This is a genomic window from Shewanella aegiceratis (genome assembly GCF_019457495.1).
GTDB lineage: Bacteria > Pseudomonadota > Gammaproteobacteria > Enterobacterales > Shewanellaceae > Shewanella > Shewanella loihica.
On sequence record NZ_CP080416.1, the window covers coordinates 1,681,827 to 1,700,116 of the forward strand.

21 protein-coding genes are annotated in these 18,290 nt (G+C 54.3%); 15 read left to right on the plus strand and 6 right to left on the minus strand.

From position 1 onward, the window contains the following. Nucleotides 1–154 precede the first annotated feature (154 nt). Nucleotides 155–1,540 (plus strand): FAD-binding oxidoreductase, encoded by a 1,386-nt coding sequence (locus K0H80_RS07555; protein WP_220073594.1) that lies wholly within the window; start codon nucleotides 155–157, stop codon nucleotides 1,538–1,540. Between the two features lie 86 nt (nucleotides 1,541–1,626). Here the strand turns inward: K0H80_RS07555 and K0H80_RS07560 are convergent, their stop codons facing one another. Both K0H80_RS07560 and K0H80_RS07565 read right to left on the minus strand, forming a co-directional pair. Next, nucleotides 1,627–2,214, minus strand: coding sequence for a VOC family protein (locus K0H80_RS07560; protein ID WP_220073595.1), 588 nt, complete (start codon nucleotides 2,212–2,214; stop codon nucleotides 1,627–1,629). A 59-nt stretch (nucleotides 2,215–2,273) separates the two neighbouring features. Next, complete coding sequence (locus K0H80_RS07565) at nucleotides 2,274–2,813, minus strand: L,D-transpeptidase family protein (protein ID WP_041511743.1); 540 nt, start codon at nucleotides 2,811–2,813, stop codon at nucleotides 2,274–2,276. A 169-nt stretch (nucleotides 2,814–2,982) separates the two neighbouring features. Between K0H80_RS07565 and K0H80_RS07570 the strand changes: the two genes are divergently transcribed. Both K0H80_RS07570 and K0H80_RS07575 read left to right on the plus strand, forming a co-directional pair. Continuing rightward, nucleotides 2,983–3,810: an ion transporter gene (locus tag K0H80_RS07570; protein WP_011865290.1), complete on the plus strand. Its 828-nt coding sequence runs from the start codon at nucleotides 2,983–2,985 to the stop codon at nucleotides 3,808–3,810. Nucleotides 3,811–3,868: 58 nt separating this feature from the next. Next, entirely contained in the window at nucleotides 3,869–5,356 is a 1,488-nt protein-coding gene (locus K0H80_RS07575; RefSeq protein WP_011865291.1) for an MATE family efflux transporter, read from the plus strand. 182 nt (nucleotides 5,357–5,538) lie between these two features. Here K0H80_RS07575 and K0H80_RS07580 read toward each other — a convergent pair whose 3' ends face one another. Next, nucleotides 5,539–5,808 carry a DUF2986 domain-containing protein gene (locus K0H80_RS07580; RefSeq protein WP_220073596.1) on the minus strand — a complete coding sequence of 90 codons (270 nt, stop codon included), beginning with the start codon at nucleotides 5,806–5,808 and terminating at the stop codon, nucleotides 5,539–5,541. Nucleotides 5,809–5,932: 124 nt separating this feature from the next. On the opposite strand from K0H80_RS07580, the gene yqfB reads away from it, so the two are divergent. After that, the gene (gene yqfB, locus K0H80_RS07585; protein ID WP_220073597.1) at nucleotides 5,933–6,256 is read left to right on the plus strand and encodes a N(4)-acetylcytidine aminohydrolase; all 324 of its coding nucleotides are present in this window, start codon (nucleotides 5,933–5,935) and stop codon (nucleotides 6,254–6,256) included. Nucleotides 6,257–6,347: 91 nt separating this feature from the next. After that, a complete protein-coding gene (locus K0H80_RS07590; protein WP_258406205.1) occupies nucleotides 6,348–6,995 on the plus strand; it encodes an esterase/lipase family protein in 648 nt (215 codons plus the stop codon). A gap of 15 nt (nucleotides 6,996–7,010) precedes the next feature. Here K0H80_RS07590 and K0H80_RS07595 read toward each other — a convergent pair whose 3' ends face one another. Next, complete coding sequence (locus K0H80_RS07595; RefSeq protein ID WP_258406206.1) at nucleotides 7,011–7,466, minus strand: hypothetical protein; 456 nt, start codon at nucleotides 7,464–7,466, stop codon at nucleotides 7,011–7,013. Between the two features lie 241 nt (nucleotides 7,467–7,707). On the opposite strand from K0H80_RS07595, the gene K0H80_RS07600 reads away from it, so the two are divergent. From K0H80_RS07600 to K0H80_RS07615, 4 genes are read left to right on the plus strand one after another with little or no spacing between them, the layout of a single operon-like run. Then, nucleotides 7,708–8,442: a DUF1538 domain-containing protein gene (locus K0H80_RS07600; RefSeq protein ID WP_220073599.1), complete on the plus strand. Its 735-nt coding sequence runs from the start codon at nucleotides 7,708–7,710 to the stop codon at nucleotides 8,440–8,442. Continuing rightward, entirely contained in the window at nucleotides 8,442–9,230 is a 789-nt protein-coding gene (locus K0H80_RS07605; RefSeq protein ID WP_220073600.1) for a DUF1538 domain-containing protein, read from the plus strand. The genes K0H80_RS07600 and K0H80_RS07605 overlap by 1 nt, the downstream gene beginning before the upstream one ends. Next, the gene (locus K0H80_RS07610; protein WP_011865298.1) at nucleotides 9,220–9,570 is read left to right on the plus strand and encodes a P-II family nitrogen regulator; all 351 of its coding nucleotides are present in this window, start codon (nucleotides 9,220–9,222) and stop codon (nucleotides 9,568–9,570) included. Before K0H80_RS07605 ends, K0H80_RS07610 begins: the two co-directional genes overlap by 11 nt. Then, the gene (locus K0H80_RS07615) at nucleotides 9,567–9,971 is read left to right on the plus strand and encodes a CBS domain-containing protein (RefSeq protein WP_011865299.1); all 405 of its coding nucleotides are present in this window, start codon (nucleotides 9,567–9,569) and stop codon (nucleotides 9,969–9,971) included. The genes K0H80_RS07610 and K0H80_RS07615 overlap by 4 nt, the downstream gene beginning before the upstream one ends. A gap of 80 nt (nucleotides 9,972–10,051) precedes the next feature. On the opposite strand, the gene K0H80_RS07620 is transcribed toward K0H80_RS07615, so the two are convergent. Then, the gene (locus K0H80_RS07620) at nucleotides 10,052–10,408 is read right to left on the minus strand and encodes a glutathione S-transferase N-terminal domain-containing protein (protein ID WP_011865300.1); all 357 of its coding nucleotides are present in this window, start codon (nucleotides 10,406–10,408) and stop codon (nucleotides 10,052–10,054) included. Between the two features lie 212 nt (nucleotides 10,409–10,620). Further along, nucleotides 10,621–13,956 carry a DUF748 domain-containing protein gene (locus tag K0H80_RS07625; protein ID WP_220073601.1) on the minus strand — a complete coding sequence of 1,112 codons (3,336 nt, stop codon included), beginning with the start codon at nucleotides 13,954–13,956 and terminating at the stop codon, nucleotides 10,621–10,623. Between the two features lie 170 nt (nucleotides 13,957–14,126). Here K0H80_RS07625 and K0H80_RS07630 point away from each other — a divergent pair, with 170 nt between their 5' ends. The 6 genes from K0H80_RS07630 (at nucleotide 14,127) to K0H80_RS07655 (ending at nucleotide 18,238) form a co-directional block, all read left to right on the plus strand. After that, nucleotides 14,127–15,119, plus strand: coding sequence for a 2Fe-2S iron-sulfur cluster-binding protein (locus tag K0H80_RS07630; RefSeq protein WP_220044855.1), 993 nt, complete (start codon nucleotides 14,127–14,129; stop codon nucleotides 15,117–15,119). A gap of 131 nt (nucleotides 15,120–15,250) precedes the next feature. Next, nucleotides 15,251–15,682 carry a GNAT family N-acetyltransferase gene (locus K0H80_RS07635; RefSeq protein WP_220073602.1) on the plus strand — a complete coding sequence of 144 codons (432 nt, stop codon included), beginning with the start codon at nucleotides 15,251–15,253 and terminating at the stop codon, nucleotides 15,680–15,682. Nucleotides 15,683–15,753: 71 nt separating this feature from the next. Then, nucleotides 15,754–16,458 (plus strand): DUF445 domain-containing protein, encoded by a 705-nt coding sequence (locus K0H80_RS07640; protein WP_011865304.1) that lies wholly within the window; start codon nucleotides 15,754–15,756, stop codon nucleotides 16,456–16,458. Nucleotides 16,459–16,690: 232 nt separating this feature from the next. Next, the gene (locus K0H80_RS07645; protein ID WP_220073603.1) at nucleotides 16,691–17,041 is read left to right on the plus strand and encodes a VOC family protein; all 351 of its coding nucleotides are present in this window, start codon (nucleotides 16,691–16,693) and stop codon (nucleotides 17,039–17,041) included. 2 nt (nucleotides 17,042–17,043) lie between these two features. Further along, on the plus strand, nucleotides 17,044–17,391 hold the full coding sequence (locus K0H80_RS07650; protein WP_220073604.1) for a 5-carboxymethyl-2-hydroxymuconate Delta-isomerase: 348 nt from the start codon (nucleotides 17,044–17,046) through the stop codon (nucleotides 17,389–17,391). A gap of 73 nt (nucleotides 17,392–17,464) precedes the next feature. Then, complete coding sequence (locus tag K0H80_RS07655; RefSeq protein WP_220073605.1) at nucleotides 17,465–18,238, plus strand: substrate-binding periplasmic protein; 774 nt, start codon at nucleotides 17,465–17,467, stop codon at nucleotides 18,236–18,238. The last annotated feature ends 52 nt before the right edge of the window (nucleotides 18,239–18,290 follow it).

The following is an 18,290-nucleotide window of genomic DNA, read 5'->3' on the forward strand; positions in this document are numbered from 1 at the left end:
GCTCTTTTGATACGCCGTATTTATATCCGTGAATGAATTCCATTACTCCAACTAGAACCAAGCATTATTGACGTTACACTTGAGGGAATGAGCATAGCACTTATTGGCACATACATTGTTTGCGCGGCGATGTAACGCTTAAGAGGCAGCTTATATGAAAGGTTTACAACAATCTCAGGTGGACAGTTTTAAGGCTGGATTTGGTGGCGATGTTATTTTGCCCGAAGACAGCAACTATGACGAAGTGCGACAGATCTGGAATGCCATGATAGATCGAAAACCGGGGATGATCGCCCGTTGCACCTCGGCGGAGGATGTGGTCAAGGCCGTCAACTTTGGCCGGGAACATGATTTACTCATCTCGGTTCGCGGTGGTGGCCACAATATCGCGGGTAAGGCGCTTTGTGACGATGGCCTGCTGATCGATCTGTCCTTGATGAAACAGGTCAAGGTCGACCCCGACAAACAACTGGCGTTGGTTGAGCCGGGTTGTACCCTGGCGGATGTGGACGCGGCTACCCAGAAACATGGCCTGGCGGTACCCGTGGGGATCAACTCCACCACAGGGATCGCAGGATTAACATTAGGTGGTGGCTTTGGCTGGTTAAGCCGCAAATTGGGCATGACAATCGATAACCTGGTGTCGGCCAATGTCGTGACCGCCGAAGGCAAACAGCTCGTTGCCAGTCAGGCCAGCGAACCAGAGCTCTTCTGGGGACTGCGCGGCGGCGGTGGTAACTTCGGTATAGTCACTCAATTTGAGTTTAAGCTGCATCCCCTCGGGCCCGACGTCCTCAGCGGCCTCATCGTTTTCCCCTTCGAGCAGGCAAAATCTGTTATCAGCCAGTTTGTTAACTTTACCGCTAATGCGCCCGAGGAACTGAGTGTCTGGATGGTGGCTCGTAAGGCGCCGCCATTGCCATTTCTCCCTGAGTCGGTTCATGGCAAAGAGGTGATAGTACTGGCTATTTGTTATGCCGGCGATCCCGCCGAAGGTGAGAAACTGATCGCGCCGCTTCGTCAATTTGGCACGCCTGTGGGTGAGCATGTGGGCGTACAACCCTTTGCAGCCTGGCAGCAGGCCTTCGATCCTTTGTTGACGCCCGGTTCGCGTAACTATTGGAAGTCCCATAATTTTACCCAGCTTAGTGAAGCGGCTATCGATACTGCCATCGAATATGCCGGTACCCTGCCCACTGAGCAGTGTGAGATCTTTATCGCCTCAATCGGTTGCGCCACCTGTCTGCCGGCCGCCGATGCCATGGCTTATTCGGCTCGGGATGCTCAGTACGTATTGAACGTGCATGTGCGCTGGGAGTCTGCCGACGATGATAAACGCTGTATCGCCTGGGCGCGGGAGTTTTTCGATAAGACCAAGCCTTTTGCCAGCGGTGGCGCCTACATCAACTTCCTGACCGATGATGAATCCGATCGTACCGAGTCGGCGTATGGGGAAACCTATGGACGATTACGTCAGCTGAAGAAGCTGTACGATCCGAACAATCTGTTTAGGGTGAATCAGAATATCAAGCCCGCTTAGATTGGGGCTTTGCTTTGAAGCAGAAACCAAGTGACTGTTCATTTATAAAAAAACAGTTGCTTGGCTGTAGCCTGACAGCGGTCAGGCTACTTGGCTTCTGAGGCGATAACCGCCTTTATGCCGTGGGGATGGACCTTGATGCAGAGGTTGCCCCGCTTGAAGGCGATGGTGGGGTTAGCCAGGCGCTCATGTTCCCCTTGAGGCGAACTCATCTTCACCTTAACATCCGTTTCCTGAGCCAGCACTTTGGTCAGTGTCGGTACCCGCCCAAGTAGCTGCTCACTCAGTGTCTCTGTGGTGGTCGCACCGCCTGGCAGCACCAACTCGATATGTTCCCAGCCCTCGACCGGATAGCGTTTATCGCCGGGGTAGGGCAGCTCGATACATTCTATCGTCAGCTCACCCAGCCCCAAGGGAGCGTCGAGGGCGATGATGAGAATGGGGCGGCCGTTGATCATATTATCTGAGATGATCTCACCCTGACGGCAGAAGGCCTCTCTTAGACTGTCGGCGCCTTGGTTGGTGTTGACCCTGAGGGCGGCATGGTCGCACTCGAGACCTAAGCCATCCAGCCCTAGCTCTTTCATGAAATCTAAAATCGCTTGGCTAAAGGTAGGCCACTGCAGCTTGAGCGCGTCAAAAGTCAGCTCATCGGAAACTTGAGATTCAGTCATCTTAATTGTCTTGTGTGGACTCAAAATTGGGTATTAGTGCCGTGCTCGCGGCACTGGTCTTATGGCCAGATCTCTATGGGGGTGCCAGTATCGACGGCGCGCCACAGCTCGTCTATCTCTTCGTTCTTGATGGCGATGCAGCCGTCGGTCCAGTTGAGGCGCTGGGCTTCATCCGGGGTGAGCGAGGAGTTAGGATTCTGGCCATGGATCATGATCTGTCCGCCGGGATTGATCCCCAGTGCGGCGGCCCTGAGTTTATCTTCATCGTTGGGGTAGGAGATATGGATAGCGCGGTAGTAGGCGCTGTCGGCCTTCTTATAATCCAGGATGTAGCGCCCCTCTGGGGTGCGTTGATCTCCCTCTTGCAGCTTGTGGCCGACCGGGCGATCCCCCAGGGCAATCTTGTAGCGTCTCAACACTTTACCTTGACGCATCAACAACATGCTGGCTTCAGACTTATTAACCACCACGAGATCCACCTTGCCAATCTGGCTCTTACTGGCGCTGTGGGGCGAGCTGAGGCCACTCGATTGCGCCCAGGTAACCCCTAACGGGGCGAGCAGGCAGAGCAGCAGGAGTTGTTTAAAAAATGTCTGCATCGTCTTGGTTCGGTAAAATAAAGCCACTACTTGGGTGTTCATCATACCTTATTTTAGATTAAGCTGGATCGGTTAATTCAATGTTGCATCAAAGCGCATGGGGTTGGCACGTTTTTATGGTATGAGAGATGGCAAAAGATATAGCAAGCGATAAGGATTGTTGATTTAGATGGATGAGACCCCGCAAGAGGCACGTAAACAGAAACTCAGAGAGATTATCTTCGGCACAGACACGCCGGCTGGTCGCTATTTCGACCTGAGCCTGATTGTCTGTATCGTGTTGAGTGTCGCCCTGGTATTTGTCGACACCATAGACAGCGTGCATAACCGCTACGGCGACTGGATCCGCATCGCCGAGTGGGGCTTTACCGGCATATTTACCCTGGAGTATCTGCTTAGGCTCTACTGCTCGGCCCATCCGGTGCAATATGCCCGCAGCTTCTATGGTGTGGTGGACCTGCTTTCCATTCTGCCCAGTTACCTGGCGCTCATCTTCCCCGGCGCCAACTTCACGCTGGTGATCCGTGTACTGCGACTGTTCCGTATCTTCAGGGTGCTCAAGTTGCTGCGTTATCTCAGCGAGGGCAACATACTGCTGCGGGCCATGATGCAGTCGAGCCGTAAGGTATTTCTGTTCTTCTTCTCCGTCAGCCTGATCGTCATGGTGCTCAGCGCCATCATGTATGTGGTGGAAGGGCCCGAGCATGGTTTCACCTCCATGCCGAAATCTATCTACTGGACAATCGTGACCATCACCACAGTAGGTTATGGCGATATCACCCCGCAGACTACATTAGGGCAGGGGATCGCCGCGCTGACCATGCTGATCGGTTACTCCATCATCGCCATTCCGACCGGCATCCTGACCTCGGAGATCTCCCAGGAGATGGTGCGCAAGAAAGATCTGCGCCGCTGCAGCAACTGTCTCAAGATGGGTCACGAAGTCTCGGCGCTCTACTGTGACAAATGCGGCAACGAGCTGGAAACCGACCTCTAGGGAGCCTTATGTTTACAATCTATTCGGCAGTATGCGTGATTGACCATGAGGGAGCGTTATGACCACGGCTAAGTTTGTCCAGGGCTCCATCATGCGCCACATACTGGTGATGAGCTCCACCGCCGCCATCGGCATCTCGGCGTTGTTTGTGGTGGATCTGATCGACATCTTCTTCCTCAGTCTGCTGGGGGAGCAGGAGTTGGCCGCGGCCGTGGGCTATGCGGGCACCATCTCCTTCTTTACTACCTCTATCGGTATCGGCCTCTCTATCGCCCTCGGCGCCCTGGTGTCTCGCGCCGTGGGGGCCAAAGAGTTTGAGCTGGCCAAGCGCTTGCTGCTTAACAGTGCCGTGGTGACAGTGCTGGTGGCCTCTGTTGTCGCCATCATAGTCACCTGTTTTATCCCGGAGCTACTTACCCTGGTGGGCGCCACGGGCCGCACAGGTGAGCTGGCCGCCGGTTACCTCTATATTCTGGTGCCCTCCATGCCCATTATCTGTCTGGCGATGGCCCTTGGAGCTGCGCTCAGGGCGGTAGGCGATGCCAAACTCTCCATGGTGTCGACCCTCACGGGGGGCGGGGTTAATTTGGTGTTTGACCCTATCTTCATCTTCCTGCTGGCCATGGGTATCGAAGGGGCGGCGCTCGCCTCTGTGCTGGCGCGTCTCGCCGTGCTGTTGGTGGCCGCAAGGGGCGTGGTGGTCAAGCATAAGCTGTTTGGCCGTTTCGATTTGACCGCCTTCAAGGAAGATATCAAGCCGATTTTTGCCATCGCGGGCCCCGCGATGATGACCAACATCGCCACCCCCATAGGCAACGCCGTAGTGACCCGCGCCATCGCCGAGTTTGGTGACAGCTATGTGGCCGCCTGGGCCGTGCTGGGTAGGTTGACGCCCGTGGCCTTTGGCATGATCTTCGCGCTGAGCGGCGCCATAGGCCCCATAGTCGGGCAGAACTTCGGCGCGCGGGAGTTCGCACGCGTGCGTCAAAGTCTCACCAAGGCGCTGCAATTCTGCGCCCTGTATGTGGTGACAGTGTCCCTGCTGCTGATGCTGCTGCAGGAGCAGATAGTGGCCCTGTTTGCCATGCAGGGGGAGAGCGCCGAGCTGATCCGCTTCTTCTGCCGCTACATCGCCGTCTTCTTCGTCTTCTCCGGCGCCCTGTTTGTGGCGAACGCCTCCTTTAACAACTTGGGCAAGGCCAAGTATTCGACCCTGTTTAACGTGGGTAAGGCGACCCTAGGCACCATTCCCTTCGTCTATTATGGCGGCCAACTCGGGGGCGTCGAAGGTGTGTTGATTGGCCAGGTGCTGGGGGCGATCCTCTTCGGCGTACTCGGAGTGTTAACCGCTTATCGATTGGTAGATAAGGTGCAGGCGAGCGCCGTACCTGTGGTCAGTCAGGAGGTGCTGGACGAGGAGCTTAGCCCCAGCAGCCCCAATCCACTCTCGTCTTCCTGCGCTCAGATGGCGCAGCTCAGCGAAGAGCAAGATTGCGAGGAGAGCAATAGAGTGAGTGAGCTGGTCACTGGCCCGGGTCGCGACTAGCCGCGCTTGGTTTTACAATAAGAATTGATGAGAACGACGCTGAAAGTGAGAGGTACAAAAACGGCGCCCGTGATGGCGCCGCTTGGGGGAAGGACTAAGGGTTGGGCTTAATCCTAGTTCAATAGCCGAGAGCCTTGTTGCTCTGAGCTTTGTTACTCTGAGCCTTATTACTCTGAGGCCTGTTATTCAGAAGCTTTTGCCTCTGCGGCTTGTGAAGCTTCTTTCTGCTCAGCTGTTTCAACAGTCTCAACAGCGACTTCCTGCTCGCCCTCGACCTTAGCGGCCTTCTCGGCGGCATTAGCCTTGGCAGCCATCTCGGCCTGCTCCTGAGCCAGCATCTTGGCGCGATCGCCCTTAGAGATATATTTCTTTACGGTCGGCGGCGTATGTTTGTTGTGACGGGCCTTGGCGCGCTTTGCCGTCTTCTTCAGCATCTTTTGTTTCTTGTTCATACTTCCACCAGGGTCTTTGATTCAGATAAAATAAGGGCTTAAACCTAGTTAGCTTAAACCGGGGGCGGATTTTAACCTAATCTGTGCCAAGCGGCTATAGGCAAAAATAGCAGATAGAGGAAATATGACCCCGTTAACCTATGATGGCAAGATCACCTTCTTCGAGCGATTCGAAGCCGATATCCTCAGCGGAGCGAAAACCATCACCCTCAGGGATGAGAGCGAGTCGCACTTTCGTGTCGGTGATCGCTTGTCGGTATCCACCTTTGAAGCCGGGCGACACTTCTGCGATATTCAGGTTGTGCGGGTCGAAACACTTTGCTTCGAGGCATTAAACTCCCGGCACGCCGCGCAGGAGAATATGACGCTTGAGCAGTTAAAGGCGGTGATCGCCGAGATATATGGTGAGATTGATACCCTCTATCTTATCGAGTATCGCCTGCTCTAGTTTGTTTGACCCAGGATGAACAGGGAAAAACCGGAATGACAAGGACAAGTCGGAATAACAAGGACAAGTCGGAATAACAAGGAGCCAGCCAGTGACGTCCCCCCACAATGAGTCAGTGATCTTACTCCATGGTTTGGCGCGTACTCGAGGCTCGATGGAGAAGATGGAACATGCCCTGTCGGCTAGGGGCTATCAGTGCGTGAATCTGGGGTACCCTTCGACTCAGTTTGATATCGAGACCCTCGCCGGCGAGCATATCGACAAGGCGCTGTCACAGTGTCGGGGCGAGAGAGTGCACTTCGTGACCCATTCCATGGGCGGCATACTGGTGCGTCAGTATCTGAGCCAGCATACCTTGCCTACACTTGGGCGCGTGGTCATGCTTGGGCCGCCCAATCGCGGCAGCGAGGTGGTGGATAGCCTCAAGGCTTTTCCCGGATTTAAGTGGATAAACGGCCCGGCGGGTCTGCAGCTGGGCACGGATGAAGGGAGCGTGCCCAATCGCCTGGGCAAAGCGCACTTTGAAGTGGGAGTGATTGCCGGCAGTCGCAGCGTGAACCTGCTGCTCTCGACCCTATTGCCAGGGCCTAACGATGGTAAGGTCTCTGTGGCCCGCACCCACCTGGAGGGGATGCGGGATCATATCAGCCTGGCGGTCACCCATCCCTTCATGATGAATAACCCTAGCGTCATCGCCCAGACGGCATATTTCCTGGCCCATGGACGCTTTCAGCGCTGAGAGGTAACTCGGCGCTTATTTGTTGGCAAACTTGCTGATGTCGGCGTCGGTGGCGCCGTCGTTACACTCGCCGCGGATCTCGCCGCGTCCTTCCTCTATGATGCGGCTCAGCTCCAGATAGCCTTCGCGGCAGTAGCCTGTCATGGCGATGGTCTTCTCAAGGCCTAACTCTATCTGCTGTGTCCAGCGGGTCAGATCTGGCTCATAGACAGAGCGTTTCTTGCTGCCCGAGCGTTTCATCTTCTCTATCTGGCGTACCCGCTGCATGTGGGGCTGCTCAAGCGTCGGTAGATCGGCGTACTTCACCCTGTAGGTAAACAGCTTGATGCCGTTGCCCTTGATCGAGGTATGGAAGGTATCTTCAACGCGCACCTTAAAATCATCGACGTCGCGTTTGCTGGCGCAGCCGCCAAGGCCAAGGATTACTGTGAGCAGCAGTGTGGTGTTAAGCAGTGGGGAGCGTATCGGCATCTTGTTGTTATCTTTATTTTTCGTCGAGGTTAACATTCGTTGCAGGGTCAGCATAACCCAATCGCCGGGGGAGATCACCCCAGGTGACCTGACTTTACCTAAATTGACTCTGGCTCGGTAACTTGAACTGGCTCACGTAAATGGGGCGGGATGTGAGAAAATTGTTGTTATTTGTTAGCGTCTTGGCACACTCAAGGTAAGGGGAAATGTGTTAGGAGCTCCCCAGTGCTAAGGAGTCTGCATGTCGGCCTTGATCAGCCTGTTTCGTTCATTACTCGGCAGTTTTCGAGATCTGGTACCCATCATCTGTGTGGTCGCCTTCTTCGAGATCTTCGTGCTGCATCAGGCCCCGGCTAATCTGGCCGAGATCCTGCTCGGGCTGGTGTTTATCGTCTTCGGTTTGACCTTCTTCGTTTTCGGACTCGAGATGGGCCTGTTTCCCATAGGTGAGTCTCTGGCCCAGGCGCTGGCGCGTAAGGGCAGCGTCTTCTGGTTGGTGGTCTTCTCCTTCTCCCTGGGTTTTGGCACTACTTTAGCGGAGCCCGCGCTGACGGCGGTGGCCAACGAGGCGGCCGAGGTCGCGGCAAATTCAGGGGCCATTGCAGCAAGCCAGGATGCCATGGATAGCTATGCCATGGGGCTCAGGCTTACGGTGGCCATCTCTGTGGGGCTGGCGATTTTGCTCGGGGTGATCCGTATCCTCAAGGGCTGGCCCATTCATTATCTGATCATCGGCGGTTATCTTTGTGTCATGGTGCTGACGGCTTTTGCGCCGGAAAACATCATAGGGATCGCCTATGACTCAGGCGGCGTGACCACCTCCACCATTACCGTGCCCTTGGTGACCGCCTTGGGGGTGGGTTTGGCCAGCGTGATCAAGGGACGTAACCCCATGTTGGATGGCTTTGGGTTGATCGCCTTTGCCAGCCTAACCCCGATGATCTTCGTATTACTCTACGGCATGTGGGTATTGTGATGACTTACCTGAGTGAGATGCTAGACACCCTCTTATTGACCATGCGTGATGTGGTGCCCATCGCCGCCATCTTGTTTGGCTTTCAGCTCGGGGTACTTAAACGTGCCATAGCCAATTGGCGCCGGGTGCTGTTGGGGTTTGTCTATGTGATCATCGGCCTTAGCCTGTTCCTGGTGGGGCTGGAGCTGGCGCTGTTTCCCATCGGCCAGAGCATGGCCAGTCAGCTGACCTCGCCCGATTTTCTTCATCCAGAAGGCGGCGACTCGCCCTTTATCTGGCAGGATTATCTTTGGGTCTACCTGTTTGCCGCGGCTATTGGTTTTAGCACCACGATCGCCGAGCCTTCATTGATTGCCGTGGCGATCAAGGCCAACGAGGTCTCGGGCGGCGCCATCGGCATTCAGGGGCTGAGGATCTCTGTGGCGATCGGGGTCGCCATGGGGATTGCACTGGGCTGTTTTCGTATCGTGGTGGGCGACCCTATTCATTACTACATCATGGCCGGCTATGTGCTGGTCGTGATCCAGACCTATTATGCACCTAAGATGATAGTGCCACTGGCCTATGACTCGGGCGGGGTGACCACCTCCACCGTTACCGTGCCGCTGGTGGCGGCGCTGGGGTTGGGGTTGGCGACCAATGTGGCGGGGCGAGACCCGCTTATCGATGGCTTTGGTTTGATTGCCTTTGCCAGCCTATTTCCTATGATCACAGTAATGGGCTATGCCCAGTTAGTCGAATTCTTAAGTCAGCGAAAATCCGCTAAGGAGCGAGACCATGCGCTTTAAACTTATCGTCGCCTTCGTCGATGAAACCTGTACCGATACCGTGCTCGATGCGGCGAGAGAGGCGGGCGCCACGGGAGCGACAGTCATCAACCATGCCCGCGGCGAAGGGCTGGAGAAGAAGAAGACCTTCATGGGCCTGGGCCTGGATATACAGCGCGACGTGATCCTCTGGTTGGTGGAGGAGCACATGAGCCGCAGCATCTTGGAAACCATTTGCCGGGTAGGGGAGTTTGACACTAACCCGGGGCAGGGGATTGCCATACAGATAGATGTGGAGGACGCCGTGGGCGTCGCCCATCAGGTGGAAAAACTCAGCAAAGAGATTGAGGATCAACTATGAAACCAAGCAGGCTAATTAAGAACAGCGACGTCATGAAAGACAGCTATGTGATGGTCGATGGTCTGCATACCGTGGCCGAGGCGATCAAGTTGGCTGTGGGTAACGATGTCAGCATGTTGCTGGTGAACAAGCGTCATGAACACGACGAATATGGCATGGTGCTGATGAGCGATATCGCCCGAAAGGTGCTGGCGAAAGACAAGTCGCCGGAGCGGGTCAATGTCTATGAGATCATGATAAAGCCAGTGCTGTCTGTGCATGCCGACATGGATATTCGCTATACCGCCAGGCTGTTCGAACGCTTCGGCATCAACAAGGCCCCGGTGATCGAGGCGGGTAAGATCTTAGGTGTGGTGACCTATCATGACATAGTGCTCAAGGGGATGATGCCCCATCTCTAGCGGCTTGATCCAGGCAATAAAAAGGGCACCCTAGGGTGCCCATTGCGCTTAGGCGATAGCTAAGGTGCCTAGGTTAAACCTTAGGCGAAACGCTTGTTGAGATAATCTATGATATCTGAGGATTCATACATCCACTGAGTCTCTCCCGCCTCGTCGATACGCAGGCAAGGCACCTTGGCCAGTCCACCCTGTTCTACCAGCATCTGTTGATGCTCGGCTTGTTTGGCGTCGACAGTGACGATATTTAGCCCTTGGCGACGAATGGCGCGGCGTACCTTCACGCAGAAGGGGCAGGCGGCGTATTGATAAAGCTGGAGCCCTTGTGTCTGCTCGTCGACCTTTGCCTGCTCGGCCAGCGGACGCTGACGCTTCTTAGGGGTAAAAACAAAATTCAAAAACAGGATAATGCGGCCTAATACCCAGCGAACAATAAACATTAACGACTCCTAGATAATTTTGATGGGGCGGATTCTAACGCAAGCGTGATGGAGATCAAAGCCTCGGTGCAAACTGAGCGCTGGTGAGCTGCATTTCGCCCTGTTTGGCGCCAAGTATGTTGTGAAGACACTATGGCCTGTAGCGGCAAATAAAAAACGGCCAAGCTGTCCATAAACTGGAGCCTGGCCGCCTGATGAGGTTAACGCCTCTGTTATTCGGCGCTTAGGGTCAGCAGGGCCTGTGAGGCGCTGGTGTCGAGCGCGGCCTGACTGTCGAGCACGAATACCCGGCCAGGTTCAATCTTGGCCTCTTCAATCAGGTATTGTTTCACGGCCAGGGCCCGGCTCTGAGCCAGCTGACCCAGGGCGTTATCGTCGAGCTGCTGGGCCGAGACCAGATAGTTGTACAGGGCGATATGCCAGCGGGTCTGCAGCTCCTCGTCGCTCAGCTTCTCGGTACTCTTATTCCCGGCACTATTGTCCTGCTGGGCCTGCTGCTGTTTGATCTCCTTGAGCACTTCGCCGGGATCTTTTTGCAGTGTCTTCTCATAGAGAGCTTTAAGCGCATCGGAGAGTAGTCCCGTGGTCGGGAAGGTGCTGGCGGTGAGTTCAGCCGGCATCTGCGCCTCGGTGAACTTGGCATCATCAAGCTGCGCCTGGGCAATCAGCGCCTGGTGTAACTTGGCCGTCATAAGGGCCTGACTGTCGCTCACCGGATCCACCGCGCCCTTGGCGCTGACGGTGAGTTTAGGCCTGTCGGCTAAGCCCTTGGCCAGCTTGCTCAGTAGTGACTGGCTCTCCTCTGGCAGCGTTGCCAGACCTGGGGTAAAGGCCACCTTATCCAGCTTATCGTCTGAGCCCAAGAGGCCGGCTAACAGGTTGAAGGGCGCGGTCACCGCTTTAGTGATCACATTGGTAAAGGCGGTAGCGATGATGCTGCCGAAGCTAAAGCTTGGCTCGTTGAGATCGCCAGAGACCTGCAGGCCTAGGTCGATCACCCCGTGTCTGTCTTGTAACAGGGCGATGGCCAGGGTGACAGGCAGGGAGGTCGCCAGGCTGGAGTTACTCTTCTTACCCAGCTGCAGCTGATCGACCACCAGATGGTTGTCGCCCACCAACTGATTGTTCTCCAGTTGATATTTAAGGTCCAGCGACATCAAGCCTTTGTCTATGTAGTAACCCGCGTAGGTGCCCGAATAAGGGTTAACCGAGGTCAGCTCCACATGCTTGAAGCTAAGGTCGAGATCCAGGTAAGGCTGCTCTAGCAGGGGGTTGATCTCACCCTTGAGGACGACCGGGGCGTATCTGTCTATCTTGCCCTTGATATCGACCTTGGCGGCCTTGTCGCTACTTGATGAGAGGTTGGCGATATTGCCTTCGAGCTGCTCTATGCTGGCGGCAAAGTTAGGGGTGAGAGAGTTATCGGCAAAGAAGGTCGAGCCATCTTTAAACACCATCTTGTTGATGCTAAGGGCCATCGGCTTGGCTGCATCGGCGGTTTGCGCTGTGGCCTTTTTCTCTGCAGCTTGTTTTTCCTGTTTGTCATTTTTCCGGGTGGCAGGCTTAGCGGCGCCTGATGGGTCGGCATCGGCCGCCGAATCATCCGCCGAAGCATTATCGTCCGCAGCGACAAGTAGATCCTGGAAATTAGTGGTGCGATCTTCGTTGATCAGAATGCGTCCGTATGGCTTGTTTAACGTGACTTGATCGATTGCCAGTTTATTGGCCTCTTTATCGAAGTCGAGCTGGTTGAGATCCAGTTTTTGCCACTTCACCAGTGTCTTGTTGGCTTTAATGTCTTTGACCTGAAGATCGTCAACCTGAAGTGTGCCCTGATAATTTAGTTTTCCGTTGGCATCGGCAAGCAGTTGTCCCGATGTGGCCAGGCGGCCATCGTCAATCTTGATGTTCACAATAGGCGCAATGTAGTTCTGGAACCAGTAAAGGCTAAGCCCCTCGAGTGAGAGCTCGGCGCTGACCTGCTTGGCCAGGGCGTCGATCTGCCCCTGACTCTGCACCTTGGCACTTTGGTTGATGGCTAATGCCAGCTGATAGTCGATGGGCTGACTCAGGCTCTCATCTACCGCGCCTGTGGTGAGTTGCAGCTGGCCTATCTGCCAGAGGTTCTGCTCTTTAAACAGCTGCTCGGTAAGGTTTAGCTGATAGTTGCTCAGGTTGATCTTTTCAAGCTTGGCGTGCCAGCTCGGTGCCTGACTGTCTGTCTTCTTGTCAGTATTAGCCACCTGCTTGCTGGTATCGGCTTCGGCGACTTGTACATTGCCGTCTTGTAGATTGGCATCTTGAGCGTCTGTAGCCTGCTCGTTTTCTGTACTAATGTCAGTCGCTTTAGGCGTCTCAGTCGATTTCGCCTTATCACCATTACCTATTGGCGCCAGCAGGGCGGCGAGATCTACCCCTTTATCATCTAGGAGTGCGTTAACCAGGAGGTCGCTCGAGGTCAGGGCGGTCACATCGATCTGCTGCTGGCCAAGATCCGCTGAGATGCCCGAGAGGGCAAAACGTCCCAGGGAGATAAGCTCTCGCTGCTCATGGGTGATCAGTAGGTCACTGAAACTCAGCTCGCCGGCGCTGGTGCTGGCCTCAAGCTGGTCGTCATCCATGGCGACGCGGTACTCGGTGGCGAAATCCACATAGCCCTTGTCCAGTGACACATGGAAGGCCTTATCGACAAAGGCCCACAGCTGCGGCAGATCGATATGGCTCAGGCGGACATCGCCGACAAGCTCGAAGGGGGTGAGCTGTACCTGGCCCTTGAGGGCGATTTTGCCGCCGCGATCGCTATGAAACTCTATGTGGTAGCGGTTGGCCTTCTGCGCCGCGTCATTTTTGGCATCAAGGCTCTGGCCCTCAAGAGGCTGCGGCTTTGCGGCATCGCTGCTCATCTTAGTGGCAACTATGGGGTTATGGGAGTCGAAGCTGGCAACCTTGAGGTTAACCTTGGGATAGCTGACTTCCCCTTGAGTGATCTCATCGAGCAGATGCAGATTGGCATCGACGATCGCCAGATTCTTGAGGATAAAGTGGGGAATAGTCTTAGCGCCCTCTGGCTCAGGTTCCGGCTCTGGTTGCGCCTCGCTGTTTTTTGCCAGGGTCTCCAGGATGTCGGAGAAGTTAAATCTTAGCGCCTCGTCGCTTTCTAAGCGTTTTACCTCGGCGTGGGGATTTTTCAGTGTGATGTCGGTGAGACTCAGCCCTTGCTGAAGCAGGGAGTCCCAAAATTGGATATTCAGGCCGAGGCGTTTAAAGCCGACAAAGGGCTGGTCGTCTTTTTCCTTGATGGCAAAGTCTGTGAGCTCGACCTCTAGGGTAAAGGGGTTGATCTTCACCTGGGTGAGGGAGACGGGTCTTTGGATCTGGTTCGACAGCTGCTTAGGGATTTGCTGGGTCAGCAGATAAGGAAGCAGTAGACCCAGTAACAGGGTCCATGTTAAATACAGGGTAATTGAGATACCAATATATCTTTGATATTTGGGCAGCTGTTTGTATTTTTGTCCGAGTTTAGCGAAAAATGATGGGACGGAAGACATAATGACCTTAATGACGTTGTAGACGAACTGAAAAGATTCAAGGAAGGGGGGACGGCGAGTCCAATCCGCACGTTTGTGAACCAGTCGCTATAATTTTAGTAGGTTTAATATCGATAATGAACGGCTAAAGATTAAATTTATTTAAATTTTTACGAGATAAATCGACATATATGACAACATTTTACCTCGACGGTCAGGCATTTGAGGCCAAGGCCGGTGAGTCGGTATTGGACACCCTGATACGCCATGGTCAGCGGGTCAATTACTCCTGTAAGAAGGGGGTGTGCAAAACCTGTCTGCTACAACATGTCGATGGCGAGATGGCGATTGGCGCCCAGCGCGGCCTGACCTTGGGGCTCAAGCAGCGTCACTATCTCTGCTCCTGTCAGTGTAAGCCCACGCCCGCCCTGCGCCTCAAGTCTATTTTGCCCCAGGACCTCTTTATCGGCGCCAAAATCCAGGAGAAGCAGTTTATCAATGAGGCCGTGGTGCGTGTTCGCTTGGCACTCGATGAGCCTTTGGCGCACCATCCGGGGCAGTATATCAATTTACGTCGCTTCGACGGCCTGACCCGTAGCTATTCACCCACCAGCCTGCCGGGGGAGCCCTTTTTAGAGCTGCATGTGCGGCGCAAATACAATGGCCAGTTCAGTGACTGGCTGTATCACCATGCGGGCATAGGCGAGAGCTTGTTGGTGCAGGGGCCGCTAGGCAGTCGCTATTATCGCACCGCCTATCGTGATGCCAAGCTGATCATCGTCGCCTTCGGCAGCGGCCTGGGAGTGGCCCACGGCATGTTGATGCAGGCGCTGGCCCAGGGCCATCAGGGGGAGATCTTCCTCTATGTTGGCGCGCGGGACGATAACGACCTCTATCTGCACCCTAAATTGCTCAAGATGATGCTGGAACATCGCCAGTTTCATTATCAGGCCTGTATCACGGGGCAGAGTGAGAGCAAGGGGCGGCGGGTGATCCACGCCAACCCGTTTAGCGAGGCGCTCAAGTGTCATCAGTTCGACCGTCAACAGCACCTGTTTCTCTGCGGCGAACCTGGCCTGGTTAACGAGAGCCGGGAGATCGCCTTTCTTAACGGTTTTCCCATCGAGCGGATCCACAGCCTGTCGTTCGAGTATAAAGATCTGCGTAAACGTCCAAGGGGCTAGCCTAGACTTATGTAGTATCCACAATGGACTGTTATTTTAATTTTAGTGTGATAACATCAACTAAATCATAAGGATGTAACTGTATTTGTCGCCCCTCATTCCCAGGGCAATACAGATTTCAAGGACGGAATATGCTGATACGAATTGCAATTGAAGATGACTTGACCCTGCTGGCGCCTTTGTTTGACCGTTACCGTCAGAGCCTGGGACAAACCTCCGCACTGGCAGACAGTGGTGACTTTCTGCAGGCTCGTCTGCATGAGAACGATTCGGTGATCTTCATTGCTCAGCTGGACCAGGCGATTGTCGGTTTCATTCAGCTCTATCCCTCTTTCTCCTCGCGTCTGCTAAAACCCGTCTGGTACTTTGACGATCTTTATGTCGAGGAAGCCTTCCGCCATCAAGGCATCGCCACCCGTCTGGTTGAGAAAGCCAGGGAACTGGCAGACGAGACCAATGTGATGGCGGTGCGCCGCGAGCACCTCAGTGGTGATGGCTTTATCTTCGTCGATGAATGCGACACCCGTGCCCTGTTTGCCGAGCAGGCGGTTAACCAAAACTGATAGGCTGTCTTCAGGGATTTTGCTTGTGGTAAGATGGCGCGGTTTTTTGTCTTATCCTTGGAGATAAATCGGTGAATAAGAGTCTTATCACTAATTTACTGGCCGCCGCGTTGGTGGTCTGTGGCTATCTTTTTCAGCACGCTATCCTGTTTAGCATCGGCCTGTTTGCCCTGTCGGGGGCGGTAACCAACTGGCTGGCGATCCACATGTTATTCGAGAAGGTGCCCGGCCTCTACGGCAGCGGCGTGGTGCCGGCCCGCTTCGAGGAGTTTAAGGCGGGGATCGCCCATCTCATGATGGAGCAGTTTTTCACCAACGAAAATATCGATAAGTTCCTGTCACAGCAGGGTGGCAGCGTGGCACACATCAACCTGGAGCCCGTTATCGAGAAGGTGGATATGTCGCCGGCCTTCGATGCCCTGGTGACCACGGTTGAGCAGTCTTCATTTGGCGGCATGCTGGCCATGTTTGGCGGCACAGAGGCGATAGCTCCGCTGAAAGAGCCATTTATCAATAAGATGAAGGCCTCCTTGGTGGAGCTGTCCCAGAGCGATGATTTCTATGAGCTGCTGAAGAATGAGATAGAGCAGCCGGATGTGTTAGCCGATCTCAGGGCTAAGGTGAAGAGCATAGTAGACCAGCGCCTGGCCGAACTCACGCCGCAGTTGGTGAAAGAGATAGTGCAGGAGATGATCAAGCAGCACCTTGGTTGGCTGGTGGTCTGGGGCGGCGTCTTCGGCGGTCTCATCGGTCTGCTGGCGGCCTTGCTGGACTAACCTCTCAAGACTTACTGCTAATAAGCTGTATTTCAAAAGCTGTATTTCATAACCTCAATGATTCAGAAGGGAGCCAGGCTCCCTTTTTTGTTGGCTAAAATCTAGGCTATGTCGGCGGCTGGGGAGATTTAACACTCGCTTTACTTTTAGAACGAGGGTAGATTGAAAAGTGATACTTGGCTCACGTTTATGGGCCAAAACCTAATAACGAATATCCCTGCAAGGAAATGCAATGAATCAAGACCAGACCATTAACTATATCGAGATCCCGGTTAAGGATATTGCCGCGACCAAGACCTTCTTTGGCAAGGTGTTCGGCTGGCAGTTTGAAGATTATGGTCCCGAGTACAGCTGCTTTACCAATGCCGGTATTGCCGGTGGATTTTTTCTGTCGGATAAAGGATTCGATATCGCCTCTGGCTCACCCTTGATCGTCCTCTATGCCAAGGCGCTAGAGGTATGTCTAACCTCGGTTGCCGATGCGGGCGCCGTGATCACCCAGGAGATCTTCTCATTTCCTGGCGGTCGTCGTTTTCATTTTAAGGACCCAAACGGTAACGAGTTTGCGGTATGGTCTGAGTAAGAATGCCTCATTGTATTGTCGAATATAGCGCGCCGCTGGCGCAGCAGATTGTCATCGATAACCTGGTTGAGCTGGTGCATCGCGGCGCCATCGAGAGCGAGCTGTTTGAGCCTGCCAGTATCAAGTCTCGCGCCTATAGCGCCGAGCATTACTGTGTTGGCGAGGCAAAAGCTGCTAGCTTTATTCATATCAGCTTTAAGATCATGCCGGGGCGCACCAGCGAGCAGAAACTGCACCTGATGCAGTGTGTCGATCGCCTGATCGCGCCATTGTGCGCTTCTGTATCCAGTATCACCATGGAGGTGCTGGATATTGAACGAGAGCACTATTTTAAAAGGCTAAACGATTAAATGGCTGATAAGCCGGTTTTTTTTCAGGAGCAGTATGGTCAACGGGAGATGGAGTCCCAGGAGTCATTCTTGAATGCAGCTTACTAGGGCCTTGATGTTAGCGGCGGGCTTGCTCGCCGCGCAGCCCATCTATGCCGGAGAGGTCGAAGATGAGCGAGTGATGCGGGTCTGCGTCGACCACTATCCGCCGTTTCAGATCCTACAGCCTGAACACCCACCCATAGGCGAGAATATCGCCGCGCTAGAGCTGTTTGCCAGCCTGTTACAGCGCCAGTTAACCTTTATTGCCAGCCCCAACTTCGCCCGTTGCCTGCATATGCTAGAGCAGGGTAGCGTCGATGTGTTGGCCGGGATATATGCCAAGCCTGAGCGGGCCGCCTTTAGCTATTTTCTGCCCTATCGCAATGACGGTCGCTTCGTCTTCATCAGCCAACAGACGCTGGCGAACGTGAATGACTATGAGGATCTCAGCGCGCTTTCTATAGGTGTGTCGCGGGAGACAGAGTATTTCGATCGTTTCGATGGTGATACCGGGCTGAATAAGGTGCAGACCAATGATGTGATCTCGGCAACCAACATGCTACTCAAGGGGCGCTTCGATCTGCTTATTGTTTCTGAGGTGGTACTGCCTAGCCTGAGGGCCCGTTTCAGTGATTTCGACGACAAGCTTAAGGTGCATCCCTATACCCACGAGGAGCAGCGCCTGGTCTATTTCGGCGTGAGTAAACGACATCAGATGGCGATCCCTTTGGGTGAGATGCAGGCGATTATCGGCCAGGCCTATGAAGAGGGGCGCTTCATGCAAGTGGTCGAGGAGTTCGCTACGCATCATCTCGAGCATTACTGATTCACAGAGCGTTAAAAAGTGCATAAAAAAAGAGACCCTGTGGTCTCTTTTT